The sequence below is a fragment of the Helicobacter winghamensis ATCC BAA-430 genome (assembly GCF_028751035.1).
Classification (GTDB): Bacteria; Campylobacterota; Campylobacteria; order Campylobacterales; family Helicobacteraceae; genus Helicobacter_D; species Helicobacter_D winghamensis.
On the sequence record NZ_CP063533.1, the window covers coordinates 1,406,105 to 1,432,488 of the forward strand.

Annotated in this window: 23 protein-coding genes, 2 tRNA genes and 2 rRNA genes; 12 read left to right on the forward strand and 15 right to left on the reverse strand. The window is 37.6% G+C overall.

Annotation, left to right across the window (positions count from 1 at the left end):
• Positions 1-134 precede the first annotated feature (134 nt).
• The 7 genes from IP358_RS07245 to IP358_RS07275 all read right to left on the reverse strand — a co-directional run bounded on the left by IP358_RS07245 (position 135) and on the right by IP358_RS07275 (position 9,570).
• Positions 135-3,018, reverse strand: a 23S ribosomal RNA gene (locus IP358_RS07245).
• A gap of 443 nt (positions 3,019-3,461) precedes the next feature.
• A tRNA-Ala gene (locus IP358_RS07250) sits at positions 3,462-3,537 on the reverse strand.
• 14 nt (positions 3,538-3,551) lie between these two features.
• Positions 3,552-3,628: transfer RNA gene (locus tag IP358_RS07255), tRNA-Ile, on the reverse strand.
• An 86-nt stretch (positions 3,629-3,714) separates the two neighbouring features.
• Positions 3,715-5,213 (reverse strand): 16S ribosomal RNA (locus tag IP358_RS07260).
• The 16S and 23S rRNA genes sit together here with 2 tRNA genes alongside, the layout of an rRNA operon.
• A 771-nt stretch (positions 5,214-5,984) precedes the next feature.
• Complete coding sequence (locus tag IP358_RS07265) at positions 5,985-6,533, reverse strand: UbiX family flavin prenyltransferase (protein WP_040498777.1); 549 nt, start codon at positions 6,531-6,533, stop codon at positions 5,985-5,987.
• Entirely contained in the window at positions 6,530-7,441 is a 912-nt protein-coding gene (locus IP358_RS07270; RefSeq protein WP_006803088.1) for a flagella basal body P-ring formation protein FlgA, read from the reverse strand. Before IP358_RS07270 ends, IP358_RS07265 begins: the two co-directional genes overlap by 4 nt.
• Positions 7,429-9,570 carry a heavy metal translocating P-type ATPase gene (locus tag IP358_RS07275; protein WP_006803087.1) on the reverse strand — a complete coding sequence of 714 codons (2,142 nt, stop codon included), beginning with the start codon at positions 9,568-9,570 and terminating at the stop codon, positions 7,429-7,431. The genes IP358_RS07270 and IP358_RS07275 overlap by 13 nt, the downstream gene beginning before the upstream one ends.
• A 105-nt stretch (positions 9,571-9,675) precedes the next feature.
• On the opposite strand from IP358_RS07275, the gene IP358_RS07280 reads away from it, so the two are divergent.
• From IP358_RS07280 to IP358_RS07305, 6 genes are all read left to right on the forward strand, one after another.
• Positions 9,676-10,701, forward strand: coding sequence for a ribonucleotide-diphosphate reductase subunit beta (locus IP358_RS07280; protein WP_040498775.1), 1,026 nt, complete (start codon positions 9,676-9,678; stop codon positions 10,699-10,701).
• Complete coding sequence (locus IP358_RS07285) at positions 10,691-11,416, forward strand: carbon-nitrogen hydrolase family protein (protein WP_006803085.1); 726 nt, start codon at positions 10,691-10,693, stop codon at positions 11,414-11,416. The genes IP358_RS07280 and IP358_RS07285 overlap by 11 nt, the downstream gene beginning before the upstream one ends.
• 2 nt (positions 11,417-11,418) lie before the next feature.
• A complete protein-coding gene (locus tag IP358_RS07290) occupies positions 11,419-12,054 on the forward strand; it encodes a protein-L-isoaspartate(D-aspartate) O-methyltransferase (RefSeq protein WP_006803084.1) in 636 nt (211 codons plus the stop codon).
• 248 nt (positions 12,055-12,302) lie between these two features.
• Entirely contained in the window at positions 12,303-13,106 is an 804-nt protein-coding gene (locus IP358_RS07295) for a phosphatidate cytidylyltransferase (protein ID WP_006803083.1), read from the forward strand.
• The gene (dxr, locus tag IP358_RS07300; RefSeq protein WP_006803082.1) at positions 13,103-14,227 is read left to right on the forward strand and encodes a 1-deoxy-D-xylulose-5-phosphate reductoisomerase; all 1,125 of its coding nucleotides are present in this window, start codon (positions 13,103-13,105) and stop codon (positions 14,225-14,227) included. Before IP358_RS07295 ends, dxr begins: the two co-directional genes overlap by 4 nt.
• 100 nt (positions 14,228-14,327) lie before the next feature.
• Positions 14,328-15,746: a DegQ family serine endoprotease gene (locus IP358_RS07305; protein ID WP_006803081.1), complete on the forward strand. Its 1,419-nt coding sequence runs from the start codon at positions 14,328-14,330 to the stop codon at positions 15,744-15,746.
• Between the two features lie 16 nt (positions 15,747-15,762).
• On the opposite strand, the gene bcp is transcribed toward IP358_RS07305, so the two are convergent.
• The 7 genes from bcp to IP358_RS07340 are packed head-to-tail and all read right to left on the reverse strand — an operon-like array spanning position 15,763 to position 20,544.
• Positions 15,763-16,233, reverse strand: coding sequence for a thioredoxin-dependent thiol peroxidase (gene bcp / locus IP358_RS07310; RefSeq protein WP_006803080.1), 471 nt, complete (start codon positions 16,231-16,233; stop codon positions 15,763-15,765).
• A 2-nt stretch (positions 16,234-16,235) separates the two neighbouring features.
• Positions 16,236-16,553 carry a dihydroneopterin aldolase gene (locus IP358_RS07315; protein WP_006803079.1) on the reverse strand — a complete coding sequence of 106 codons (318 nt, stop codon included), beginning with the start codon at positions 16,551-16,553 and terminating at the stop codon, positions 16,236-16,238.
• An 8-nt stretch (positions 16,554-16,561) separates the two neighbouring features.
• Complete coding sequence (locus IP358_RS07320) at positions 16,562-17,110, reverse strand: hypothetical protein (RefSeq protein ID WP_006803078.1); 549 nt, start codon at positions 17,108-17,110, stop codon at positions 16,562-16,564.
• Between the two features lie 2 nt (positions 17,111-17,112).
• Positions 17,113-17,931, reverse strand: coding sequence for an MlaD family protein (locus tag IP358_RS07325; RefSeq protein ID WP_006803077.1), 819 nt, complete (start codon positions 17,929-17,931; stop codon positions 17,113-17,115).
• 8 nt (positions 17,932-17,939) lie between these two features.
• Entirely contained in the window at positions 17,940-18,686 is a 747-nt protein-coding gene (locus tag IP358_RS07330) for an ABC transporter ATP-binding protein (protein WP_006803076.1), read from the reverse strand.
• A 2-nt stretch (positions 18,687-18,688) separates the two neighbouring features.
• Positions 18,689-19,810, reverse strand: a complete 1,122-nt coding sequence (locus IP358_RS07335; protein WP_006803075.1) for an MlaE family ABC transporter permease — start codon at positions 19,808-19,810, stop codon at positions 18,689-18,691.
• On the reverse strand, positions 19,810-20,544 hold the full coding sequence (locus tag IP358_RS07340; RefSeq protein WP_006803074.1) for a thioredoxin domain-containing protein: 735 nt from the start codon (positions 20,542-20,544) through the stop codon (positions 19,810-19,812). Before IP358_RS07340 ends, IP358_RS07335 begins: the two co-directional genes overlap by 1 nt.
• 217 nt (positions 20,545-20,761) lie before the next feature.
• Between IP358_RS07340 and IP358_RS07345 the strand changes: the two genes are divergently transcribed.
• Both IP358_RS07345 and IP358_RS07350 read left to right on the forward strand, forming a co-directional pair.
• On the forward strand, positions 20,762-22,960 hold the full coding sequence (locus tag IP358_RS07345; RefSeq protein WP_040498773.1) for an NADP-dependent isocitrate dehydrogenase: 2,199 nt from the start codon (positions 20,762-20,764) through the stop codon (positions 22,958-22,960).
• Entirely contained in the window at positions 22,923-23,645 is a 723-nt protein-coding gene (locus IP358_RS07350; protein WP_370523256.1) for a DNA alkylation repair protein, read from the forward strand. The genes IP358_RS07345 and IP358_RS07350 overlap by 38 nt, the downstream gene beginning before the upstream one ends.
• A 4-nt stretch (positions 23,646-23,649) precedes the next feature.
• On the opposite strand, the gene IP358_RS07355 is transcribed toward IP358_RS07350, so the two are convergent.
• Positions 23,650-23,904 carry a helix-turn-helix transcriptional regulator gene (locus IP358_RS07355; RefSeq protein WP_006803071.1) on the reverse strand — a complete coding sequence of 85 codons (255 nt, stop codon included), beginning with the start codon at positions 23,902-23,904 and terminating at the stop codon, positions 23,650-23,652.
• Between the two features lie 159 nt (positions 23,905-24,063).
• Here IP358_RS07355 and IP358_RS07360 point away from each other — a divergent pair, with 159 nt between their 5' ends.
• From IP358_RS07360 to IP358_RS07375, 4 genes are read left to right on the forward strand one after another with little or no spacing between them, the layout of a single operon-like run.
• Positions 24,064-24,597 carry a DarT ssDNA thymidine ADP-ribosyltransferase family protein gene (locus IP358_RS07360; RefSeq protein ID WP_006803070.1) on the forward strand — a complete coding sequence of 178 codons (534 nt, stop codon included), beginning with the start codon at positions 24,064-24,066 and terminating at the stop codon, positions 24,595-24,597.
• Between the two features lie 9 nt (positions 24,598-24,606).
• The gene (locus IP358_RS07365; RefSeq protein WP_006803069.1) at positions 24,607-25,296 is read left to right on the forward strand and encodes a DarT1-associated NADAR antitoxin family protein; all 690 of its coding nucleotides are present in this window, start codon (positions 24,607-24,609) and stop codon (positions 25,294-25,296) included.
• 14 nt (positions 25,297-25,310) lie between these two features.
• Positions 25,311-25,973, forward strand: a complete 663-nt coding sequence (locus IP358_RS07370) for a hypothetical protein (RefSeq protein WP_040498769.1) — start codon at positions 25,311-25,313, stop codon at positions 25,971-25,973.
• A 13-nt stretch (positions 25,974-25,986) separates the two neighbouring features.
• Entirely contained in the window at positions 25,987-26,358 is a 372-nt protein-coding gene (locus IP358_RS07375; RefSeq protein WP_006803068.1) for a hypothetical protein, read from the forward strand.
• The last annotated feature ends 26 nt before the right edge of the window (positions 26,359-26,384 follow it).

Sequence of the window (26,384 nt, forward strand, 5' to 3'; positions counted from 1 at the left end):
AATCTTTATCTTAATATCCTTTTAGCTACTTAAACTATTCTAAAGGCTTTAAAGATATTAAGAGATACTATAAGTAATGCAATAACTAAAAATCTATCTTAATGGATTACACTCATTAAGGCAGTGGCTTTTTATCAATTAAGCCAAACGGTCTATTAGTAGTAGTCAGCTAAACATATTACTATGCTTACACCCCTACCCTATCAAGCAGGTAGTCTTCCTGCGACCTTCAGGGAAAGTTCATCTTGGAGTTGGCTTCACGCTTAGATGCTTTCAGCGTTTATCACATCCATACGTAGCTACGCTGCGATGCCCATAGCAGGACAACAGCTACACCAGTGGTATGTCCATCCCGGTCCTCTCGTACTAGGGACAGATCTCCTCAACTTTCCTACGCCCACGGCAGATAGGGACCGAACTGTCTCACGACGTTCTGAACCCAGCTCGCGTACCGCTTTAAATGGCGAACAGCCATACCCTTGGGACCTGCTCCAGCCCCAGGATGCGATGAGCCGACATCGAGGTGCCAAACCTCCCCGTCGATGTGAGCTCTTGGGGGAGATCAGCCTGTTATCCCCGGGGTACCTTTTATCCTTTGAGCGATGACCCTTCCACACAGAATCACCGGATCACTATGACCGACTTTCGTCTCTGCTTGACTTGTTTGTCTTACAGTCAGGCTGGCTTATGCCATTACACTCTACAAATGATTTCCAACCATTTTGAGCCAACCTTTGCAAGCCTCCGTTACTTTTTAGGAGGCGACCGCCCCAGTCAAACTACCCACCAGGCATTGTCCTACTAGAGGATAACTCTAGCTAGTTAGCAGACAGAAACATTAAGGGTGGTATCTCAACGGTGGCTCCATCTCTACCGGAGTAAAGATTTCAAAGCCTCCCACCTATGCTGCGCATAATGCTCCCATCGGCAGTGCCAAGCTGTAGTAAAGGTCCACGGGGTCTTTCCGTCTTGCCGCGGGTAGGAGGAATTTTCACCTCCACTACAATTTCACTGAATCACTCTTTGAGACAGCTCCCATCTCGTTACGCCATTCATGCAGGTCGGTATTTAACCGACAAGGAATTTCGCTACCTTAGGACCGTTATAGTTACGGCCGCCGTTTACTCGGGCTTCAATTCAAAGCTTCACCTTGCGGCTGACTAATCCTCTTAACCTTCGAGCACCGGGCAGGCGTCACACCTTATACTTCCTCTTACGAGTTGGCAAAGTGCTGTGTTTTTGGTAAACAGTCGGGAGGGACTCTTTGCTGAGACCACTTAAAGTGGCACACCTTATCGCGAACTTACGGTGTTAGTTTGCAGAGTTCCTTAAAGAGAGTTCTTTCACGCGCCTTAGAATACTCATCTCATCTACCTGTGTCGGTTTACGGTACGGGCAACATTAGCTAAACTTAGAGGCTTTTCTTGGCACGACGATCTTAACAATTCACACCGCTACCCGAAGGTTTTGGTATGCCTGTTGGGTTTGGGATACGGGAGCGGATTTACCAATCTCCTAACTTGCACCCTTCGACTGACACTTCTATCCGTCAGCTTGTCTTGACCCTATGCGTCCCCCCATCGCACACTAATGTTGGTATAGGAATATTAACCTATTTTCCATCGACTACCCATTTCTGACTTGTCTTAGGACCCGACTAACCCTACGATGACGAGCATAGCGTAGGAAACCTTAGATTTTCGGCGAAGTGGATTCTCACCACTTTTATCGCTACTCATTCCTGCATGCTCACTTCACACCGCTCCACCACTCCTTACCGGTATGGCTTCAACGCTGATGTGAACGCTCTTCTACCACTGTGCATCAGCACAATCTACAACTTCGGTGTCTATCTTAGCCCCGTTATATTTTCAGCGCAGAATCACTAGACCAGTGAGCTGTTACGCTATCTTTAAAGGATGGCTGCTTCTAAGCCAACCTCCTGGTTGTCTGAGTAACTCCACATCTTTTTCCACTTAGAATAGAACTTTGGGACCTTAGTTGGTAGTCTGGGTTGTTCCCCTTTAGACGATTGATTTTATCACCCACCGCCTGACTCCCAAGATACGGTAATAGGTATTCGTAGTTTGACAGGGGTTGGTACCGCGGTGAGCAGCCCTAGCCCAATCAGAGCTCTACCCCCTATTACTATCACTTGAGGCTATACCTAAATATATTTCGAAGAGAACCAGCTATCACTGAGTTTGATTGGCCTTTCACCCCTATCCACAGCTCATCCCAACCCGTTTCAATGGGTACGAGTTCAGTCCTCCGGTAGGTGTTACCCCACTTTCAACTTGGCCATGGATAGATCACTCAGCTTCGGGTCTGCAGCATCTGACTAAATCGCCCTTTCAGACTCGCTTTCGCTACGGCTTCACATTAGTTTAACCTTGCCAGATACCACAACTCGCAGGATCATTATGCAAAAGGCAGTCCATCACCCTGATAAATCATAGGGCTCTGAATGATTGTAGGCAAATGGTTTCAGGTTCTATTTCACTCCGCTCACTGCGGTTCTTTTCACCTTTCCCTCACGGTACTGGTTCGCTATCGGTGTAGTAGTAGTATTTAGGGTTGGAGAGTGGTCTCCCCTGCTTCAGCCCGGATTTCACGTGTCCTGACCTACTCTGGATCCTGCTACCTAGAAAGACTCTTTCATATACGGGGCTATCACCCTCTGTGGCTATCCTTTCCAGAATGTTCTATTAGAGTCTCTCCGTGGATGTTGCAGTCCTCAACCCCAGTAGCAAGCTACTGGTTTGCCCTGTTCCCCGTTCGCTCGCCGCTACTAAGAGAATCTCTATTGATTTCTTTTCCTCTAGTTACTGAGATGTTTCACTTCACTAGGTTCGCTCCATTTAAGGTAATACATATTGCTATGTATTGGGTTGCCCCATTCGGAAATCTATGGATCAAAGCATCTTGACAGCTCCCCATAGCTTATCGCAGTCTAGTACGTCCTTCATCGCCTCTACTACCCAAGGCATCCACCATTTGCCCTTCACAAGCTTAACTGACTTTATATTCTAACGCCACTGCCTTAATGAATGCAATGCAAACATTAAGACAATCTTTAGTTATTTGCGTGATTGTAGTTATTACTTATATAGGCTTTGACAATGTGTTGTTAAATATCATTTAGAATCTCTACTAAATCTATTAGGTTTTATAAAGATTCTAATGTAAATGTTTGAGATTTAAAACACTTACATTAGAATCACTTGAGAATCACTTTAATTATCTAAGTATATCCCAGAATTACTTTAAAAATATTATTTAAAGAAATAAAAAGTTTATCTTTTATTGTTAATTCTATTACATTAGGCATTAATATCACATACTAACAGGCTTACTTATATTTAAAAAGTTAGCTTTTATAGATAACATATTTAAGTATAACTCATTTACAAATAAACTGCTCTACTAAATTTGTTATTAGCGCATTGTCTTTTAAGACTTGGTGGAGAATAGCGGGATCGAACCGCTGACCTCCTGCGTGCAAAGCAGGCGCTCTCCCAGCTGAGCTAATTCCCCAAAAGAATTTCATCTGGTGGGCTTAGGAGGACTTGAACCTCCGACCTCACCCTTATCAGGGGTGCGCTCTAACCACCTGAGCTATAAGCCCCTACTTAAAGTCTTATGATCTCTGAAAACTAAGCAGGATAAAGAACAACTTAAACTCAATAAACAAATATTGAGTTATCTCTCTTGAAAGGAGGTGATCCAACCGCAGGTTCACCTACGGTTACCTTGTTACGACTTCACCCCAGTCGCTGCATCCGCCGTGGGCGGTAGCCAGTTTGGCATTCCGACTTAAGGCGAATACAACTCCCATGGTGTGACGGGCGGTGAGTACAAGACCCGGGAACGTATTCACCGCAACATTGCTGATTTGCGATTACTAGCGATTCCAGCTTCATGTAGTCGAGTTGCAGACTACAATCCGAACTGAGATATGTTTTATAGATTTGCTCCACCTCGCGGTATTGCTTCTCTTTGTACATACCATTGTAGCACGTGTGTAGCCCTAGGCGTAAGGGCCATGATGACTTGACGTCATCCTCACCTTCCTCCTCCTTACGAAGGCAGTCTCCTTAGAGTGCTCTACCGAATAGTTAGCAACTAAGGACGAGGGTTGCGCTCGTTGCGGGACTTAACCCAACATCTCACGACACGAGCTGACGACAGCCGTGCAGCACCTGTTTTCAAGTTCTAGCAAGCTAGCACTCCACTATCTCTAGCGGATTCTATCAATGTCAAGCCTAGGTAAGGTTCTTCGCGTATCTTCGAATTAAACCACATGCTCCACCGCTTGTGCGGGTCCCCGTCTATTCCTTTGAGTTTTAATCTTGCGACCGTACTCCCCAGGCGGAATGCTTAATGCGTTAGCTGCATTACTGGAGTGACAAGCACCCCAACAACTAGCATTCATCGTTTAGGGCGTGGACTACCAGGGTATCTAATCCTGTTTGCTCCCCACGCTTTCGCGCATCAGCGTCAGTAATGTTCCAGCAGGTCGCCTTCGCAATGAGTATTCCTCTTGATCTCTACGGATTTTACCCCTACACCAAGAATTCCACCTACCTCTCCCATACTCTAGAATAATAGTTTCAAATGCAGTTCTATGGTTAAGCCATAGGATTTCACATCTGACTTATTATCCCGCCTACGCGCTCTTTACGCCCAGTGATTCCGAGTAACGCTTGCACCCTCCGTATTACCGCGGCTGCTGGCACGGAGTTAGCCGGTGCTTATTCGTTAGATACCGTCATAATCTTCTCTAACAAAAGGAGTTTACAATCCGAAAACCTTCATCCTCCACGCGGCGTTGCTGCTTCAGGGTTTCCCCCATTGAGCAATATTCCCTACTGCTGCCTCCCGTAGGAGTCTGGACCGTGTCTCAGTTCCAGTGTGTCCGATCACCCTCTCAGGCCGGATACCCGTCATAGCCTTGGTGAGCCATTACCTCACCAACAAGCTGATAGGACATAGGCTGATCCTTTAGCGAAAAACCTTTCCCCCGTAGGGAATATCCGGTATTAATCACCGTTTCCAGTGGCTATCCCAGACTAAAGGGCACATAACCTATGCATTACTCACCCGTGCGCCACTAATCCACTTCTAGCAAGCTAGAAGCTTCATCGTTCGACTTGCATGTATTAGGCACGCCGCCAGCGTTCACTCTGAGCCAGGATCAAACTCTCCATAAAAATTATGGAAGTTTGTATCAAAAATAAATAATGATTGCAAACTCTCCATAAGATAAAGAAAGAAAAGCTTAAAAGAATAAAGATTTAAAGATTCTCTAAAGAGTTTCTTTAAATTTTAAGATTTAAGTTTTACTTGGTTTTAGATTCTTATTAATAAGTTTAAATTATCTAAAAAGAATCTGTGTTTGGATTAGTTTGTCCTAAAATCTCAAAATCTCTGTTTTAGATTTGTGTTTTATGCAAACAATCTTTAGTGTGCTTTAGTTATAAGTTTAGTAAAAAGTTCCAAAATATAAAGAAAGAATTAATCTTTCTATAATAAGAAACTCAAAAAAATATAAACTTTTAACAAATGACATAAAGACTGCTTTAAAGAATAAAACCACAAAGCAATAAATTGAGTTTGTTGTATAAGAATTTAGAAAATAATTTAAGAAGTTGTTGTTCTTTATTATTTCCTGCTTAGTTGTCAAAGATCATTTAACTTTAATGCGCATACTACATTAATATGTATATTACATAATCTAAAGTTAAAGAACATTTTTACATTAAAGATTAAACCTTAGAAAAGCCTGCATCTTAAGTTTTAAATAAAATCATTTGCTGGATTCTTGATTATAATCAAGAAAAGTAAAGATTTATAAAACTAAGGATTAAATGAGTGAAATTCACTTATTATAATCTGTTACAATGTGCTAATTTAAGGGATTAAAATTTAGCGCAAAAAAGGAAGTGGAATTATAGCTAGAAAAGCTTAAGGGGAGATTAAAATTATTCCCAGCGTTTATAATCGCAAGCAATCCCCAAACTATCGCACCACTTTCCTATTAATAAAGCTTCAATTTCCTCCATACTTCGTCCAGCATAATACCCAAGAATAGGCGGTGCTATCACAACTCCTAATTGTGAAAGTTTTAACATATTCTCTAACATAATTGCACTAAAGGGCATTTCTCTAACCGCTAAAAGCAACTTTCGCTTCTCTTTTATCATCACGCTTGCCGCGCGGAATAATAAAGTATCACTAATTCCACACGCAATTTTCGCTAAAGCATCGCTTGAGCAAGGAATCACCGCCATCGCTTCACACACAAAAGACCCACTTGCAATACACGCCCCTAATTCTTCATCATCTAGTAATTTTAGATTCCATATTTTGCTAAAATCAAACTCTCCCACACCTTCTTCAAGCTTTAAAACTTCCCTAGCACCCTTTGTAATCACACAATATTTTTCAATCTCACAAGGCAAAGATTCTAAAAATTTCAACCCTAGCCCTGCTCCACTTGCTCCACTAATCCCTACAATCACACGCTTCATAGCAACTTCCCCTTGCCTTCTTCTATAATTTCCACTTCATAAGTCTTTTTGCCATTAATCACACGCGCCTTTATAACATCGCCCACAGCAGCGTCCTTTTGTGCTTCAAGCGTAAATTCTAGCAACACTCCGTTTTCTACCACACTAATTAAAATCCTATCCCCTTTTTTTACCACACGCTTTGAAATTAGCCTATCTCTAGTGATTATCACATCTTTTGGCGTGTAAGATCGCACCGCAACTCTCCCCATCTCTCCCTCTTCCATTAAAGGACTACTAATTTTCTCAAACGAAATCCAAACCAAATGTGCATTATTATAATTTACCCCATTTCTACCACTAATAGGCTCACTACTTTGGATTGCTTGTAGTTTTGCATCAATTACATATTTAAAATACACTTTTCTATTGCGTATTTGCTTGCCCTTTTGCTCCCCTATAATAACATCAAAACTCCCTGTATTGCGCTTTAGCAACTTTGCTGGAAAATCAATAGATTTTATCGCATCTTCTTTAAAATCTACCGGTGTAATTTGTTCTAAATGGATTGCTTGAATTTGGATATTATTCTTTTTATATTCTTTTAATAACTCGCTTAAAATATAATTCTTAATCCCTTGTTGTTCTCCACCAAACGCACGCTTAAAGGTAATAATAGGCACTTCAGCCCCAACCACAATGCCTTCATTTTCAAAAGTCTTAATGATTTGGCTACTCTTAACCTGATAATTATTAGAGCTAGTTGGAATCCTAAAAAGCAAAAAATCCTTTGGAGTCTCTTTAAACAAGTCCTTTGCATACACTTCTTCATTTTTAAAGCGATATTCTTTTTCTAGCACAAAATAATCCAAGCCAAACGCACCATTAATACACGCAATGCATAATAAAAAAACAATTATTTTTCGCATTTTTCTAATCTTGCTTTTGAAATTCTTAGTGCATTACTAACAACACTAAGCGAACTTAATGCCATTGCTGCCCCCGCAAATGCAGGCTGTAAGGCAATCCCAAAAAAGGGATAAAACACGCCTGCTGCAATAGGAATCAACACAATATTATACACATAGGCGAAAAATAAATTCTCCTTAATGTTATGTAAAGTTACTTTTGCAAGATCAAAAACTTCCACAATCCCCCACAAATCGTCTTTTAAAAGCAATACATCGCCAACTTCTTGCGCTAATTGAGTCGCATCAATAAAAGAGATTCCAAAACTTGCTTCCTTTAAGGCTAGCGCGTCATTAATCCCATCACCCACAAAGCACACACTGCCCTTTTTAGCAAACTCTGCCACAATTTCCGCCTTTTGCACAGGCGCAATGGAAGTAAAATATTCTGTAATCCCAAGCTCTTTTGCAACTTTTTCTACACTTTGTGCGTTATCCCCGCTTAAAATCACAGGCACAATTCCTCGTTTTTTAAGCGCGTTAATCGTAGCTTGTGCATTTTCTTTAATGGAATCTTGTAAATAAAATAGGGCTAAAAGCTCATTTTCACTAGCTAACGCAATGGCATTTTCATTTTTTTGAATACCAACCTTAGTGCAAGATTCCACCCACTCTAATTGCCCAAAATAATAAGATTTCCCTAAAATCTCCCCTTTAACGCCCTTTGCAATTGTGTATTCCTTGTTTTCTAACTCTAGCATTTTAGAATCCTTTGCAAACTCTAAAATCGCTTTTGCAATAGGATGGGGATTATTGTGTTGCAAAGTTTTTGCCACAGATTTAACAAAATCTTCGCCCTTTTTTGTGAAAATCCTACATTCTTTTACCGTAATTTCACCCTTTGTCAGTGTGCCTGTTTTATCAAAGATAATCGTTTTAATTTGCTGTGCTTTTTCATAGATTTCTGGGCTTTTTATTAAAATTTCTAAACTCTTAGCGCGCATACTAGCACATACAATAGCTAAAGGCGTAGCAAGCCCTAAAGCACAAGGACAAGAAACCACCAAAACACAAGCAGCAATAGAGAGTGCAAAAGCCAAACTCTCTCCTAATGCTATCCACATCATAAACGCAAGCAAACTAATTGCCACCACACTTGGTACAAATACACTTGCAATCTTATCTGCAAGCTTTCCAATAGGGGGCTTTTGGCTTTGAGATAACTCTAGCAAATCTAGCATTTCATACACAAAAAATGCATTAGCGTCCTTAGTTGCTTGAATGGTAAGCTCCCCATTTAAAACCAAACTTCCCCCAACAACTTCCGCCCCACTCTCTACAAGCTTTGGCAACTCTTCTCCATTAATATGCGCGCTACTCACTTCCGCCTTGCCACTAAGCACCACACCATCTAGAGGGATTTTCTCTCCACCTAACACCAAACACACATCGCCTTTTTGGATTCCATCTATTGCAACCCATTTTGTGCTTTTTAAATTAGATTCCAGCTTTAATCTTGCTTGTGCAGGCAGCAAAGATGCGAGCATTGCCACACCATCGCTTGCCTTTTTTTTTGCGCTTGACTTTAAATACTCCCCCACAAGCACAAAACAAATCACCGCGCTACTACCTTCAAAATAAAACCCACTCTCTCCCAAAGCAAACAAATACAAAGAATACGCATACGCTACACTTGTGCCAAGTGCAATTAGCATATTCATATCCGCTGATTTTGTTTTAAAAAAGCTCTTAGCTCCCACATAAAAAGGATACCCACAATAAAATTGCACCACACTTGCCAAGACCAGCTGAACAACGCCGCTCCAAGCACTATGGAATCCCCCCATATGTAAAAGAAAAATCCCTAAAAAAAGCGGAACTGCGACAAACAAGCGTTGCTTTAACCCCTTGATATAAGCCACTTCTTGCGCCTTAGAATCATCTAAGCTTGCAGGAAATCCATAAGAAGTAATTAAATCCATAATTTCTTTAGAAGAAATTTTTGTATTCTCATAAGCAATTTTCGCGCGCCCGCTAATTGCATTAATTTTAATATTTGTAATGGCTGGAATCTTTTGTAGATTTTTTTCAATCGCAGAAGAACACGCGCTGCAATGCATCCCGTTAATATTTAATTTCACAATCTCCATTTTTTATTCCTAAAAAATCTATTTAATCAGTTTTAAACTATAAAGCTTTATAATACTGCTCTTAAAATTTTATCAATTATTTCATTTTTTTTGCAAGGCGTGACAATGATTCATCGTAAAAAAATCTATAATCCAAACTCCAAAGAAAGCGTTAATGAACGCCGTATTTTTGGGGGAAATCCCACAAGTATTTTTGAGCTTAACAAGATTAAATACCAGTGGGCTTATAATCTTTGGAAAGTAATGCTTGCAAATTCCTGGTTTCCAGAAGAAGTCAATATGACGCAAGACAAACGCGATTACTCTGATGGCTTAACGCCAGAAGAAAAAATTGGTTATGACAGAGCTTTAGCGCAACTAATCTTTATGGATTCCTTGCAAACGAACAATCTTATTGATAATGTTAATCCCTATATCACAAGCCCAGAAATTAACTTAATCTTAGTGCGTCAAGCTTTTGAAGAGGCTTTGCACTCCCAAAGTTATGCGGTAATGGTAGAATCTATTTCTGCAAACACTGATGAAATTTATGAAATGTGGCGCACAGATATTCAACTAAAAAGCAAAAATGATTATATTGCAAATGTTTATGAGGAGCTTTCTGTTAATCCTACAGAATCTATACTTCTAAAAGCGATGTTTGCTAACCAAATCTTAGAAGGGATTTATTTTTATAGCGGATTTGCCTTTTTCTACACACTTGCAAGAAGTGGTAAAATGCTAGGAAGTGCTCAAATGATTCGCTTTATACAACGCGATGAAGTAACACATTTATTGCTTTTTCAAAATATGATTAATTCCCTTAGAAAAGAAATGCCTCATCTTTTTACCAAAGACTTAATTGAAGAAGTGCTAGAAATGTTTAGAGAAGCGGTACGCGTAGAATCCACCTGGGGGGAATATATTACACAAGGGCAAATTTTAGGACTTACTAGTGAAATTATCCACGAATATATCCGTTATCTTGCAGATAATCGCCTAACACGTGTTGGCTTACCGGCACTTTACAACGCAAGACATCCAATTAAATGGGTGGATTCTTTTAGCTCCTTTAATGAGCAAAAAACAAATTTCTTTGAAGGAAATGTTACAAATTACGCAAAAGGGAGTATTAATTTTGATGATTTCTAAAACGCTTTATTCTTTACAAGTTAAAACTAAGCAAAATTTCTTAGAAAATTTAGAGCATTTGCGCAATCTTATTATCCAGTGCAAAAGCGATTCCATTATTGTAGCACCAGAAGTGTGCTTGACAAATTTTTGCTATCAAAGAATGGATGAAGCCAGTGAGTTTGCAAAAGAAGCTACAGAAACACTACTTACACTCTCAAGCGATCGCACAATTATTGTTACAATGATTGAAAAATATCGCAATGGTTTCTATAACAATTTAAAGGTTTTTCACAAAGGTGAATTACTCCACAAGCAAAGCAAGCACAAGCTTTTTCCGCTAGGCAATGAACATTTGCATTTTCAAAGTGGCGATATTGCCGAGATTGCACCTTTTAAGATTGATAGCTTAACTTGCGGTGCGATTAATTGCTTTGAATTGCGATTTATTGAGCTTTGGCAAAGGCTAAAGAGTTGTGATTTAATCTTTGTTCCAGCACAATGGGGGAAAGAGCGCAAAGACAACTTTGAAACTCTAACAAAAGCCTTGGCAATCACCACACAAAGCTTTGTTATCGCAAGTAGTGGCGCAAATGATACTTGCGCTAAAGGAAGTGGAATTATCACACCTTTTGGCACTGCAATAGTAGATGATAGCAAAGAAATCATTAGTCTAGAAGCTGATTTTAACGCCATTGCACAAGTGCGCAAATATATTAATATTGGATTAAACTAAAGGTGCAAGCGTTAAAAACTGCAAATATGGTGCTTGAGATTTCTAAGCACTTTCCACTTAGCCCACCAACTGAAAAGGCATTTTTAAGTATCAATAGAGAGCTTTTTGTCCCTAATGGCTTTAAACACTTAGCATACACTCTTGACGCACTTCCTATGGGAGCAAGCCAATGGATTAGCTCCCCCTTAACCGTAGCAAAAATGACAGAATATTTACAATGTCAAGGTGCAGATTCTGTGTTAGAACTTGGCTGTGGAAGCGGTTATCAAGCAGCAATTTTAAGCAAACTTATACGCCGTGTTTTTAGCATTGAACGCATTGAAAAACTCTGGCTTGAAGCAAGAGATCGCATTAAGCTTTGTAATATCTACAATATCAATACAAAGCTTGATGATGGACAAAATGGTTGGACTACCTTTGCGCCTTATGATAGAATTCTATTTTCTGCTTCCACAAAAGAAATTCCGCAAAATCTTATTGCACAACTCAATGAAGGCGGAATTCTCGTTGCTCCAATACTCACAAATAATAAACAAATCATTACACGCTTTAAAAAACAAAATGGAATCTTAACGCAAAAAGAAGAACTTGAAAGCTGTGTGTTTGTGCCTGTTTTAAATGGGTTAGAAAAAACTTAAGATTTATAAAGAATTTGAAACCTTCCATATAAGAAAGTGTCTTAAAAAGGGGGATAAACAGAAAAACTCTATTCTTAATATGGAAGGAGATTGCAATTATAACAAAACATAAACTAAAATTACTATAAAAATAAATTTTTGTTATTTAAATTGAATTCTAATTTCATAACTTTTAATTTTTGGCGTTTAAAAACAAGCTTTAAAGCAATCTTGGCTATAATCAAATAACAATTCTTTTTAGGAAAACTATGCTAAATAATATCAAAGTTTTAGAACCTAGACGCATTTACACAGCCCTTATTATGCTTATCGCCATTGTAATAATTGTGATTTTTCATAGCCCTATTTTACTATGGAGCGTGCTTGGTGTAGCATTTTTAATTGGATTTTATGAAAGTTGCAAGCTCTACAACGCTTCTAAAGATTCTTCGCAATCAAACACTCCTAAGCTCATATTTTGGGTATTAGCAATTTTAGTTTGGGTAAGTGTTTATCTCTATGAATCTCCTATAGGCACATTTGTAGCTCTTGTTATCTTAGGTGCATACCAAAGTTACACAAAGCGCGGAAACTTAGAGAAAATGATGCCCTTTATCTACCCTACAATCCCCTTTATTTTTTTATATTTACTCTATCTTGAATACTCCATTAACGCTATCATTTGGCTACTTTTTACCATTGGATTAACTGATAGTTTTGCCTATATCGGTGGCAAAATGATAGGTGGAAAACTCTTTGCAAACAGCGCGTTTTGCCCCACTTCGCCAAACAAAACTAAAGAAGGGGTGCTTGTTGGCGTAAGCGTTGCAACCATTGTTGGCACGCTTATAGGACTTGGAGTTTGTGGCTTTTTTACTGCATTTATCCTAACTCTTCTTACAAGCTTTGCTAGCGTGTTTGGCGACTTGTATGAGAGTTTTTTAAAACGCCAAGCGGGAGTAAAAGACAGTGGAACTCTCTTTCCCGGGCATGGTGGAATCCTAGATCGCTTAGATGGATATTTCTTTGGCGGAATCATTCTTTACGCGCTTTTAGGGTTAGTTAAACTATGATTATTCTAGGTTCTAGTGGCTCTATTGGCGTTAATGCTCTTGCTATTGCCGCACGCTACAAGCTCCCTATTGAAGTGCTAGGCGTTGGCAAAAATATCGCCTTGCTTAATGCGCAAATTTTACAATTCCACCCAAAGTCTGTAATCATTGCTGATGAAAATGATAAACACCTTATCACACCTGCATTTAAAGGCAAGATTTATAGCGGAGAAAATGGAATCTTACAAGCAATCCTAGAAGCGGAATCTAAGCTCGTAATTAACGCACTTGTGGGATTTATCGGACTTGCACCAACGCTTTGTGCAATCTCTTGTCAAAAAAAGGTCGCTCTCGCAAACAAAGAAAGCCTTGTTGTAGCCGGTGATTGCGTAAATAAAGAATATATTATCCCCATTGATAGTGAGCATTTTAGCCTAAGTTATCTCTTGCACTTTAGCAAATCACCCCGCCCATTCAAGAATCTCTACATTACTGCAAGTGGTGGTGCATTCCGCGACACTCCCCTAAAAGAGATTCCACAGCAAAACGCCACAAACGCGCTCAAACACCCAAACTGGAAAATGGGACGAAAAATCACTATTGATTCTGCCACAATGGTCAATAAACTCTTTGAAATTCTAGAAGCCTATTGGCTTTTTGGTTCAAAAAACCTTAATGCTTTCATAGAAAGAAACTCTCATATACACGCGCTTGTAGAGTTTTGGGATGGAAGTGTTGTAGCGCATTTTGCAAATGCAAATATGCAACTCCCTATTGCCTATGCGATTTGCTTTGGACTAGGCTTAGATGAAGCATTTTTGCAAGATTTCAAAAGTGATTCTATCATTGAACGCTTGCATTTTCAAAATATTAATTATAGTTTAAAAGACATTGATAAAGCACGCTATCCGCTATGGGGGCTCAAAGATACTCTCTTGGAAACCCCAAAATTAGGGCTTGTTCTAAATGCGGCAAATGAAGTGGCTGTGGAAGCGTTTTTACAAGATTCCATTGTTTTTGGCAAGATTGCAGAGATTATCCAAAACGCATTAGAAAAGTTTAAGAATCCTAATTTTAACGACTTAGAAAATATTAAAGCTTTAGATTTAGAGGTAAGAAATTACACAAAAGCTCTATTATAAACGAGCTTAGAAGCCTTTTTGGATTTCACATTATTACACTGATTATTTATTGATTTACATTTTTTTGAAATAATACGCACAAAAATTTAAGGAGTATTTTATGAAAATTAAAACCTTGCTACTTAGTGCGCTTGTTGTAAGCAATGTTTTCGCCTTTGAAGTGAGCGAATTACCAAGCGTAACAAATCGCCAAACCCCTGATGTTTCACAAACCAAAGTGTATTCTTTTTATGATTCCATAAAAGAAGCCAAAAATGCTGTTGTAAATATCTCCACACAAAAAAAAGTCAAAGCACCAAATCTCCAAAATCACCCCTTTTTTAACGATCCTTTCTTTAGGCAATTTTTTGGAGATTCCTTTGGGGCAATAATTCCAAAAGATAGAGTGGAGAGAAGCCTTGGGAGTGGTGTTATCATCTCAAAAGATGGCTATATTGTAACAAACAATCATGTAATTGATGGAGCAGATAAAATCCTTGTCGCACTCCCAGAATCCAACAAGGAATTCGAAGCAAAGGTTATCGGCAAAGACGCAAAAAGTGATTTAGCAATCATTAAAATCAATGCAAAGGACTTGCCATTTTTGAAGTTTGCCTCCAGCAATGATTTGCAAGTGGGCGATGTAGTCTTTGCAATAGGCAATCCCTTTGGCGTAGGTGAGAGTGTAACACAAGGAATCATCTCTGCACTTAATAAAAGTGGAATTGGGATTAATGATTATGAAAACTTTATCCAAACTGATGCTTCTATAAACCCAGGAAATAGTGGTGGTGCGCTTGTAGATAGTCGTGGGGGGCTAATTGGAATTAACACTGCTATTCTCTCACGCACAGGAGGCAATCACGGAATCGGATTTGCAATTCCTTCTGAAATGGTAAAAAAAATCGCTAAAGCACTCATTGAGGATGGTGTAATTGAACGCGGGTATTTGGGCGTTAGCATTCAAGATATTAATGAAGATTTAAAAGATGTGTATAAAAACCAAAAGGGAGCAGTTGTTATCTCTATTGAAGAAAACTCACCAGCGCAAAAAGGTGGCTTACAAATTTGGGATTTAATCATCAAGGTAAATGGCATTAATGTAAAAAGTGCAGCGGAGTTAAAAAATATCATTGGCACACTTAATCCTAATTCTAAAGTTACACTAACACTTTTGCGCGATAAAAGCGAAAAGACACTCACCCTAACACTTGCTAAAGCAAAAGATGAAACAAATCAAAAAGCCAACGATAGCACAAAAGGTGGAATCCCTGGGCTTGAAATACAGCCACTAAGCCAAGAAGCAAAAAATCAATTTGGAATTTCAAATAATCTTGAAGGCGTGCTTGTTAGTCGTGTAAAACAAGGTTCAAGAGCCGATGAACTCGGCTTTAATAGTGGAGATATTATCACACAAATTGAAAGTTATCGTATCACAAATCTTAAAGAATTTAATCAAGCAATGCAACGCTACAAAGGACAAACCAAGCGAATGCTTATAAATCGGAATGGAAGAATCTTTAGCATTGTAGCAAAATAAAGGTGCAAAGGCTTTTTTAAGCCCCTAGCTCCTTTAACTTCTCTTTAATTGCTTCAATGTGCCCATTAATTTTGACATTTTTCCAAAAAAACGCTATCTTGCCTTCAGGGTTAATGATAAAAGTGGAGCGAATCACACCTTCATATTCCTTACCATAGAGCTTTTTAAGACCCCAAGCACCATAACTTTTTAGCACCACTTTTTGATTATCACTAAGCAGAGTAAAATTTAATCTTTCTTTTTCAATAAAACTTTGGTGTGACTTTACACTATCTGGGCTAACTCCTAAAACTACGGCATTTAGCTTGTTAAAACTTTGTATAGAATCCCTAAAATCACAAGCTTCTGTGGTGCAACCTGGCGTTTTATCCTTAGGATAAAAATACAACACAACAAAACTTCCGCGAAAATCACGCAATGAAATCTCGGCGTTATCTTGGTTTGGAAGGCTAAATAGCGGGGCTTCTTCATTAATTTTTAATTCCATAATTACTCCTTATAATAACTTGTAATTGAAACTTTGCAATCGCTAAAAATTTCAAGCTTGGTAATTTTAATCCAAAATTCCTTGATTTGTGGAAACTCTTTAGGAAGCGTGCTTAAAAAATATTTATGTGCTTCTTCTAATAACCCAAACTCTCTTGCAAACGCGATTACAATATGTTCCCTTAACAAACAATAGTCCAAATACTCACCCTCTATCAAAAATTCCGCATTGACACGAATTTTTTGTTTCTTTTCTCGCTCAAACGGCAAGATTCCAATAATACATTCTAATTCTAAATCTTCTAATGCTATTTTCCACACACTTTCTCCTAAAATTTTGTAAAAATCTCTGCAAATCCAGCATTTAGCGCACGCTCAAACCCTTTAATGATTTGAATAAATCCCCCACTCTCCACTAACTCCACCTTCTCTATAAAAACACTCCCTTTGCTAGATTCTATAAAAAAGCGTATAAACACACTCTCCCTTTGCGTATCAAAGTAGCAATCTAGCACATTAATTTTTATATGTTCTTTACTATCTTGGCTTACTTGGGAGTTTAAGATTCCATAGTTTCCGGCAATCTTTAGCGCAAGTGAATTTACCATTACAGAAAAAGGCTCAATCCACGCATTTTTGGAAAAATACGCAATACTATTTGCATTATTTTTATAAGCGATTTTTTTGCTAGCAATTTTTGACGCAACACTAATCTCCCACACAAGCGTGCGCGGCTTGGAATCTTTTTTAGATTCCAACTTGACACCATTTAAGGCTTCAATCTCATAATATTGTATCTGTGGCATTTTCCCAAAACAGCCACTAAAAACTAAAATAAAGCTAGCAATCCACGCAATTTGCATCAAACCCCTAAACATTTTTACTCCCTTGGTCCCAAAATCTCTCTTTGCCCACCAAACAAAAATCCACTAGGCGAACTTGAAAACTCTTCTAAAGCACTCTCTGTGTTTTGCAAGATTCCATCTAGTCGCATAGAATTTTGCTCCAATTGAAACAAAAGCGGTGTTAAAATAGAGCGCAAATTATAATCCCCACGCTCTAAAGATGTGTTAAAAAGCATACTGCTTTTTTGGATTCCATTCATTGCATCTTTTGTGCTAACAAACACTCCATTTAAGCCACTCAAAGCCGTTTTAAACTCCACAGAAGCGTGCTTAATATTCTCTAGTGCAATTTCTACATTTGTAAGATTTTTCTCACTTAAAAGCATATTTAAGCGATCAAGGCTTACTTCAAGCCTATCAAAAACAACTTCTGTTTTGCTCCCCAACTTTTCAATCCAATTTTCTTGAAAATCAATGACCCCACCTTTAGTTAAAGGCGCGCCATCTCCCTGTGTTAGCGCGATATAATTTCCCCCTGTTAAGCCCTGTGATTCTACAATTGCACGCGTCCCTTCTTTTAGCATGATCTCCTTTTTTACCCAAAGAACAATCTCTACTTTATCTTGTGCTGTGCTTAAATCATAACTCTTTACAAATCCCACAGGAAGCCCAAGATAACGCACTGGTGTCTCTATGCGAATCCCTTTTGGCAATTCCTTGTTATATAAATAATACTCCACATAAGCCCCAAGATTCCTATCATACTTTCCCATCCAAAATACAAATCCCGCCAATGCTACCAATGAAGCAACCAAAAACACGCCAAGCAACACATAATTTAACCGCGCTTCCATACTCCCTCCTATATTCTCTCCAAAAACGCATCTAGCGATTCTACTTGTTCTTTTAAATCTGTCAAACTTCCCTCAAAAAATACTTTCTTATCTTTTAGCACAATCATTCTATCCACCACTCCCTTAACAGATTCCATATCGTGCGTTACCATCACCACACTAATACCCAGTAAATCCCTAAGTTGCGCGATTAGTGTGTCAAAATGCCTTGCACTTCTAGGATCTAGCCCACTTGTTGGCTCATCTAAAAATAATATTTTAGGGCTTAATGCCAAAGCCCTTGCAAGCCCCACGCGCTTAACCATTCCACCACTTAGCTCATTAGGATACAAACTTGCTACTTCTTTTTTAAGCCCCACGCGCATAAGCCACATAAAAGCCAATTCTTGCATATCCTTTTGGCTAAACTCCGTGTATTCCCTTAAAGGAAGCATAATATTTTCTAACACACTAAGTGAGCTAAAAAGCGCGCCAAACTGAAACAAGACGCCTAAATTCAACTTCATATCCAAAGAATCTCTAGGATTTAGATTCCATATATCCTTACCTAAAATCCTAACTTCCCCTCCACTTGGAGCTTTTAAAAAAATCATTGTGTTAAGCAGTGTGCTTTTTCCGCTTCCACTTCCCCCAAGTAATGCAAAAATCTCTTTTTTATAAATCTTAAAAGAAATATTATCGTGGATAATCCGCTCCCCATAACCTGTAGTTAGATTACACACTTCCACAACAGATTCTTGTATTTTAGATTCCATCTTTACCAACCTATTTGCGTAAAAAGCACAGAACAAAGCGCATCAAAGGCAATCACGCAAAAGATAGATTCCACCACGCTTTTTGTTGTATGCACACCAATGCTTCTTGTATCTTTTTGAGTTGCAAATCCGTGATAACAACCAATTAATCCAATAATTAACCCAAAAAATGGAGCTTTTAGCATTCCAATCCAAAAATGACGCATCTCCACAGTCTGTAAAAAACGCTCTATAAAATGCTCACTACTAATTCCAAGCTGCAATTGAGAAATCAGCATTCCCCCAAGCAATCCAAACATATCCGCCACAAACACAACCAAAGGCAAGGCAAATAGCAGAGCAAAAATACGCGGAAAAATAAGAAAAGTTACAGGATTAAACCCCATTACACGCATTGCATCAATCTCTTGTGTGGCACGCATCATTCCAATCTCTGCGCTAAATGCCGAAGCACTACGCCCAGCTACAATAATTGCTACAATAATAGGTGCCATCTCACGCAAAGTTAGCATTGCACTCATCTCTACGATTAACACGCTAGCCCCAAATTGCCGCAATTGCAAACTTCCTTGATAGGCAATCACAATCCCAATTAAAAAGCAAGCAAGCGAAATAATAGGAACAGCCTTAATCACCGCTTCTTGGATTTGAAAAAACAACGCTCTAATACGAAAATCTCTAGGATTTAACACACTATGATAGAGTAAATACACAATCTCACCCAAAAAACTAAGCGTAATTACAAGGCGACTTCCCCACACCTTTAAAATCTCTAAAGTATCCTTGTGTGCTTGAATCACATCTTGTGTAAATTCCTTTTTCTCTAGCGTTGTTTTGCTTTGTAAAATCGCGAAAATCTCCGCTGTTTTAGAATGCTCTAAAAGCGTGTTTTCTATGGTGCAACACTCACTTAAATGTTCAAGCCAATTTATTAAAACCTCCCCTCCACAAAAGTCTAAATCAAAACTTGCATCTTTTTGGATTCTAACTTTTTGTGGGGATTTTTTTAGAGTGTCAAGCAAGGTATATAGCGCGTTTAAAGTGGATTTCGGGACACTTCTATCCCACATTCCAAAAAGAATAATGCTCTGATTTTCTCGCTTAAACTCTACTCTAGCTAGCATTACTTCATTTCAAAAATAAAAGGCACGCCAGTAATCAAGCCGCTACCAAAAATTTTTTCTGTGGTAAATCTCACTTGCTTAATATCTATCTTTTTTTCTTTATCACTTAGTTTAATATCCTTGTAATATTTGCGTAAAATCGCAATCTTTTTTACATTATCTTTTACTTTTGCACTTTCATTTAAAATAAGTTGTGCTTTGATAAAGGCTTCTTCTTCATGCACTGGCGCAAAGATTAGCTTTAAATTTGCTTCTTTAAGTTGTGCTTCAATCCCTTCAAGATGCTTGCGACAATACGGACAATCAGGATCAGTTACTACAATCTTTGTAGGCAAATTCTTCCCCTCACCTTTCAAAACTACAAAATCACTCTCCTTAAAAGAGCTAAAAAGCTTTTTTAAGCCTTCTGCGTCGGCTTTCATCTTGGCTTCACCTGCTTTATTAATCTCTTCTGTAATCATCTTAGAGTCTTCTTTGCTAAAATTCATCACACTGCTAAGTCCGATAAAATGCTTACCATCTTGGCTAACAATTACAGGAAAAATATCTCCACCGCTTGTGCGACCAATCACAAAATATTCCCCATTAAAACTTTTGAGTTGTTTTTTAACTTGCACTTCTACATCAACGCCTGTGAGCTCTTTAATACCTTGTTTGAAGTTTTTCTCAAAGTTTCCAAATGCAAAACTAGCAAATCCTAGCACAAACAATAATCCTAATGCAATTTTTCTCATCACTTGTCCTTAAATTTTAGTAATCAAAGCGCATTGTATAATAATCTCCCATCAAAATCAAAACCACCAAAATAAAATATACCGCAAATGATTCTTTACAAAGTGCAACATAATGTAAAAAATTCTAAAAAGTAAAACAAATCTTGACTAAAATAATTAAATTTTGCAAGATTCTTTGCTATACTCTAGCCCAAACCCTACTTTAAAGGAATCCAAAATGAAAATCACTTACACATTAACTGATGAGTCTCCAGCACTTGCCACTTACTCTTTTTTGCCTATTGTACAGGCATTTTTAGGTAAAGTTGGAATCCCAATTGAAACTTCTGACATTTCACTTGCCGCACGCGTTTTGGCGCAATTTACAGAAAATCTATTAGAATCTCAAAGAGTTAAAGACTCCCTAAAAGAGTTAGGCGAGCTTGTCAATACTCCCAACGCAAATCTAATTAAAACGCCAAATATCTCCGCTTCTATTCCGCAGCTTAAAGCCACCATTAAAGAATTGCAAGAAAAAGGTTTTGCAATTCCAGATTTTCCTGATGATCCTAGCAATGCTAGCGAAAAAGAAATCAAAGAAAAATACCAAAAAGTGCTAGGTTCAGCAGTAAATCCCGTTTTAAGACAAGGAAACTCCGACAGGCGTTGCACAAAAGCAGTAAAAGACTATGCTAGAAAAAATCCTTATAAAATCACGCCTTTTAATAAGGAATCCAAAACCCGCGTATCTTACATTCAAAAGGGCGATTTTTTTGACAATGAAAAAGCAATTTTGATTAAAGACTCCACGATAGCCAGCATTAGCTTTATTGGAAAAAATGGCACAGAAGTGCTAAAAGAAAATTTAAAATTAGATAAAAATGAGATTTTAGATGCAACTTTTATGAGCGCAAAAGCCTTGCGTGCATTTTATAAAGAACAAATTGAAATATGTAAAAATGAGAATATTTTACTCTCTTTGCATTTGAAAGCCACAATGATGAAAGTTAGTGATCCTGTAATCTTTGGACATGCAGTAAGTGTGTATTTCAAAGAGTTATTTGACACCTTTGGCGAAGAGCTTCACAATCTTGGAGTTAATCCAAACAATGGTGTAAGTGAGCTTTTAGCAAAAATTGAAAATAGCTCCAAAAAGGCTGAAATCCTAGAAAAATACAATGAAATTCTAGCAAAAGGCGCACCACTTTCAATGGTAAATTCCGACAAAGGAATCACAAATTTACATATCCCAAGCGATGTTATTGTAGATGCTTCAATGCCAGCAATGCTAAAAAATGGAGCGAGATTATGGGATAAAGATGGCAAGGAATGTGATACAAACGCACTAATCCCTGATAAAACCTATGCTACCATTTACGAAGCCGTGCTAGAAGATTTACGCGCCAATGGCACGCTAGACCCTAGCAAACTAGGGAGCGTTTCAAATGTAGGCTTAATGGCAAAAAAGGCTCAAGAATACGGCTCACACGATAAAACTTTCATCGCAAAAGAAGATGGAATCTTTAAAATCACAGACGCACAAGGCAACACACTACTTGAACACAGCGTGGAAAAAGGCGATATTTATCGCGCAAATACCGCGAAATTTGATGCTGTGCAAAATTGGATTGATTTAGGAATTGAACGCGCAGATTTAACAGGAAGCAAGGCGATTTTCTGGCTAGATTTAAAACGCCCAAGCAATAAGATTATGGCGGATTTAGTGCAAGAAAGACTTAAAGAGAAGGGCAAAGATCTTGCGATTTTAGCCCCAAAAGAAGCGTGTTTAGAATCCTTAAAGCTAATCCGTGACGGAAAAGATGCAATCTCTATTACAGGTAATGTTTTAAGAGATTATTTAACAGATTTATTCCCTATTTTAGAGCTTGGCACAAGTGCAAAAATGCTTTCAGTCGTGCCAATGTTAAATGGTGGGGCGATGTTTGAAACAGGGGCTGGTGGAAGTGCGCCAAAGCAAGTGGAACAACTTGTAGAAGAAAACCACTTGCGCTGGGATAGTTTAGGCGAGTTTTTAGCCTTGCAAGCGAGCCTAGAATTTTACGCACAAAAAACAGGTAAAAAAGAAGCACAAATCCTTGCAGACTCTCTTGATATAGCAATCGGTGAGTGGCTAAATAATAATAAAGCCCCTTCACGCAAGGCAAAAGAAGATGACAACCGCACAAGCCACTTCTATCTAGCACTCTATTTTGCAAAAGCCCTAGCAAACAATTCTCAAAACTCCACACTTCAAAACTTTTTTAAAGGAATCTTTGAAGAGCTTAATGCAAATTCTGATAAAATCCACCAAGAATTTATCAACGCACAAGGCGTTAAAGTTGATTTAGGCGGCTATTACAAGCTAGACGATAAAGCTTGTGATGCTATTATGCGTCCAAGTGCTACCTTTAATGCAATCCTTGCAAAAATCCATTAAAAACTCTCTTAGGCAAGAACTTCTTGCCTTAAAGGATTTAAAGCACCAAAACTTTTGCGTAAAACTTCTCCCAAACCTAGAAAAATCTAAAATTATCGGCGTAAAGACAAAGCCCATTAGGGATTTGGCAAAACGCGTTTTTAAAACTTCTCTTACAGAGTATCTAAACGACTCTAGCCCTAATGTTTATTTTGAAGAAAATCTTTTAGAATGCTATATTTTGGCACTTTATTTACAAAAACAATGGAATCCAAAATTAATCCATACATTTGTTTTGCGCATTGACAATTGGTGGGTTTGCGATTCCTTTTGTGCCACTCTTAAAGGATTAGATGAAGTGCGTTTGTGGGAGCTTGTTATGCCTTATTTAAATACACAATCCCCCTATGTTTTGCGCTTTGGCATCGTAATGCTTCTTAAAACACAAGAGATTCCAAAGGCTCTTTTATGCTTAAGCAAGATAAAACATAAGGATTATTATGTCCAAATGGCGATTGCTTGGGTAATTTCAGTGCATTTTATTCACGATTCCAACATTGTTTTGGAGTTTTTAGAAAAAAAGAGATTTACAACTTGGATTCACAACAAGGCAATCCAAAAAATCTGTGAATCTCTGCGTGCAAGCATAGAAGACAAACAACGCGTAAAAGCTCTGTTTATCCAATCAAAAAATCCCAATCGCTAAACGCTTAAGTAACAAAAAAATCTCTCACATCGCATTCAAAAAGACGCGAAAGTTTGAATAAATGCAATAAATTAAAATGTTTTCCGTGTGCGTTGTTTTCCATATTTGCATAAAATCCACCTGATGATTGCCCAATAGATAGCGCAACTTCTAATTGACTAATGCCTTTTTCTAAGCGTTTTGTTTTGATGTTTTTTGCAATATTGTCTAAAAATGCTTTTTCTTCTTCTGGCGTTGTGATACTCGGTAGATTTAGCATAATTATTCCTATAGAAAAGTTTTCTATAAGTTTATTTTGATTAAAATCTTAATGCAAATTTCTATTGAGATTATTTTTAAAGAGATTATTTCTATAGATAATATTTAAGGAGGAATATATGAAACAAAATAAGGCATCAAGAAAAATATAGGAAGATTTATGCAGAAAATTATAGAAATACTATACTCTCAAGGAGTTTTTAAATTTTATCATCTTACAAAACTTGAAAATTGGGACAGTGGCAAAAAAACAGATATAAAACAGATAGGCTTATATAGCAGAGAGTGCCTGATGGATAATAATGTTGCTATAAACTTTTCTTCAAACAATCTTTCACATGATTTAGATACAAGAAAAAAGCTTAATAACTATGTAAGACTTGCTTTCACAAAAAATAATCCAATGTTTAAGAGTTGGCTCAAGCAAAGCTTTAACCAAAAATTTGCTTGGTTGACCATTGATTTGGACATATTAAATAAGGGTAAAGTAATCTTTTCCAATATTAATGCCACAGATAACCGAGCAAAGTATTTTGATAGCCCTGACGAGTTATTAAGTCGTATGGACTTCGATGCATTCAAAAGAACAGATGACATATCCAAACAAGACAAACATTATAAATTGTCTCAAGCCGAAGCAATGGTAAGAACCCGTATAGAACCCAAATTTATATCATTAGAAGAAATAATTTAGGTTTAAAATATGAAATTCGCAACTAGGCCATATTATTATGCTAGCAACAACCCCAAAATGCAACTAATTAATGCAAAAGATGTAAAATTTGAGTATTTTAGCGGGTTTGCAAGAGAACGAAAACAAAAAAGTATAGAAAGCATGCATAAAGCCATAAAAAAACTATACCCACAGGCAAAAATATTAGAGATTAGCAAAGCCTCTCCTAATCAACTAGGACAAAAATTAAGTGCCTTTAATCTAAAACTTAAAGTATTCAATGGAATTCAAGATATAACTGCCAGCGTTGAGAGATTTTTTCAAGGTTCTAAAGTATTTAATAATGGTGGACCTTTTGAAGAAATTATCTTTAATGAGAATATCCATCCAAAAAAGTATGACAAGTTAAAAAAGGGTTGCAATTTTCAGGGATTTAAATTATTTGGAAAATGCTACAGCACTGAGCCTGTTACTTTTTTTTACGATTGGCTTTATATCAATGCCTTAAAACAAAATAGTATTTTAGCTACCGAATTAGAAAATTACGACATTTTTACAGATATTGAATTTAACCCCAATAAATCGCTTTCATGTCAAGCCGCAACAGTAGCTCTATTTTTAAGCCTTAAAAAAGCTGGAACACTAGATAAAGCTACTAAAACCAGTGATGAATTCTTAAAGCTGAGGCTATCAGTAATAGACAATCAAAGCCTATTTTAATATGAAGGAAAATAATGTCCACAAGATACTTTGATAATGATCAAATGTGTTTTTTATCTACACCATCTCCCGATTCATACTACGGAGAAGAAATTACTGATATATGTGGAAAACCCATGGAGAACTTTATCGGTAGCGGCGAATCCAATATAGAGAAAAGTAACATGAGGGCTTTAACTAATTGCACAAAAAGGGAAATAAACCAAAAAGAGATAGAGTTTATTTTGGAAATTGGAAAATTTTGCTTTCTATGCAATGATTATAAAAAGAAAAAGAATATATTTGTAGAAAAAATCGGCTTTAATGTCCAAAATGGTGCAAATGTTATAAAAAAATCCAATAACGAAAAATATGTATTCTTTTCATATAAAACTACGAATATAAATGAGTCTCTTCCGTGCAATTACGAGGTTTATATGTCGGAGAGAGATGGAAGCATAAAGCGACTTTCTTTTTTTAGTACAACACAACAAACAGAGGCGCTTTACCCTATAAATCCTTTGAACTTATGTTTGATACTGTTAAGCATTTATATAGATATAAATAATTTAACGGTGGAAAATCAAGCATATTTTATTTCAACCATATTGTGCGATAAAAATCTTTCAAGCATAAAAAGTGAAATAATCAAAATGCCAACTTTCGCAGAGATAGATAGGATATTAAAAATAAAATAGCTAGGAGAAAAACATGCAAACCTTAATAGAACTACCACTCATAATGAATATTGTCCATGGGGAAGAAATTCGAGAGATTGCAGCTGTAATTGAACAAACTTTTCAAAATCGAGAAGACGCCTATAATTTTGTATGCGAACAATTAGATGGCGCTAGAAAATGCGGTGGCGACTTCGCTAAAGAATTTGTTAAACATGCAGGTGTGCCTTTTTATGATTACACTGATGCCATGAATGATTTTGATACCGAAGCTGGCATCATCATGTTAACATCAACATATGGCATCTTTGGTTTGGATCCAACGAGACTTGCTATTGCGAATTTATATATTGTAGATCTCATCATGCGAAAATACAAATTTGGGATATATGGAGAGGGGCTGTAAAATAAGTCTCTACATGAACTCATATA

What these genes read in the sequence shown, in the direction of transcription:
- IP358_RS07265 (WP_040498777.1), bottom strand. Translation starts at nt 6,533, where the DNA reads ATGAAGCGTGTGATTGTAGGGATTAGTGGAGCAAGTGGAGCAGGGCTA.
- IP358_RS07270 (WP_006803088.1), bottom strand. Translation starts at nt 7,441, where the DNA reads ATGCGAAAAATAATTGTTTTTTTATTATGCATTGCGTGTATTAATGGT.
- IP358_RS07275 (WP_006803087.1), bottom strand. Translation starts at nt 9,570, where the DNA reads ATGGAGATTGTGAAATTAAATATTAACGGGATGCATTGCAGCGCGTGT.
- IP358_RS07280 (WP_040498775.1), top strand. Translation starts at nt 9,676, where the DNA reads ATGATTCATCGTAAAAAAATCTATAATCCAAACTCCAAAGAAAGCGTT.
- IP358_RS07285 (WP_006803085.1), top strand. Translation starts at nt 10,691, where the DNA reads ATGATTTCTAAAACGCTTTATTCTTTACAAGTTAAAACTAAGCAAAAT.
- IP358_RS07295 (WP_006803083.1), top strand. Translation starts at nt 12,303, where the DNA reads ATGCTAAATAATATCAAAGTTTTAGAACCTAGACGCATTTACACAGCC.
- dxr (WP_006803082.1), top strand. Translation starts at nt 13,103, where the DNA reads ATGATTATTCTAGGTTCTAGTGGCTCTATTGGCGTTAATGCTCTTGCT.
- IP358_RS07305 (WP_006803081.1), top strand. Translation starts at nt 14,328, where the DNA reads ATGAAAATTAAAACCTTGCTACTTAGTGCGCTTGTTGTAAGCAATGTT.
- bcp (WP_006803080.1), bottom strand. Translation starts at nt 16,233, where the DNA reads ATGGAATTAAAAATTAATGAAGAAGCCCCGCTATTTAGCCTTCCAAAC.
- IP358_RS07320 (WP_006803078.1), bottom strand. Translation starts at nt 17,110, where the DNA reads ATGTTTAGGGGTTTGATGCAAATTGCGTGGATTGCTAGCTTTATTTTA.
- IP358_RS07325 (WP_006803077.1), bottom strand. Translation starts at nt 17,931, where the DNA reads ATGGAAGCGCGGTTAAATTATGTGTTGCTTGGCGTGTTTTTGGTTGCT.
- IP358_RS07330 (WP_006803076.1), bottom strand. Translation starts at nt 18,686, where the DNA reads ATGGAATCTAAAATACAAGAATCTGTTGTGGAAGTGTGTAATCTAACT.
- IP358_RS07335 (WP_006803075.1), bottom strand. Translation starts at nt 19,810, where the DNA reads ATGCTAGCTAGAGTAGAGTTTAAGCGAGAAAATCAGAGCATTATTCTT.
- IP358_RS07340 (WP_006803074.1), bottom strand. Translation starts at nt 20,544, where the DNA reads ATGAGAAAAATTGCATTAGGATTATTGTTTGTGCTAGGATTTGCTAGT.
- IP358_RS07345 (WP_040498773.1), top strand. Translation starts at nt 20,762, where the DNA reads ATGAAAATCACTTACACATTAACTGATGAGTCTCCAGCACTTGCCACT.
- IP358_RS07355 (WP_006803071.1), bottom strand. Translation starts at nt 23,904, where the DNA reads ATGCTAAATCTACCGAGTATCACAACGCCAGAAGAAGAAAAAGCATTT.
- IP358_RS07360 (WP_006803070.1), top strand. Translation starts at nt 24,064, where the DNA reads ATGCAGAAAATTATAGAAATACTATACTCTCAAGGAGTTTTTAAATTT.
- IP358_RS07365 (WP_006803069.1), top strand. Translation starts at nt 24,607, where the DNA reads ATGAAATTCGCAACTAGGCCATATTATTATGCTAGCAACAACCCCAAA.
- IP358_RS07370 (WP_040498769.1), top strand. Translation starts at nt 25,311, where the DNA reads ATGTCCACAAGATACTTTGATAATGATCAAATGTGTTTTTTATCTACA.
- IP358_RS07375 (WP_006803068.1), top strand. Translation starts at nt 25,987, where the DNA reads ATGCAAACCTTAATAGAACTACCACTCATAATGAATATTGTCCATGGG.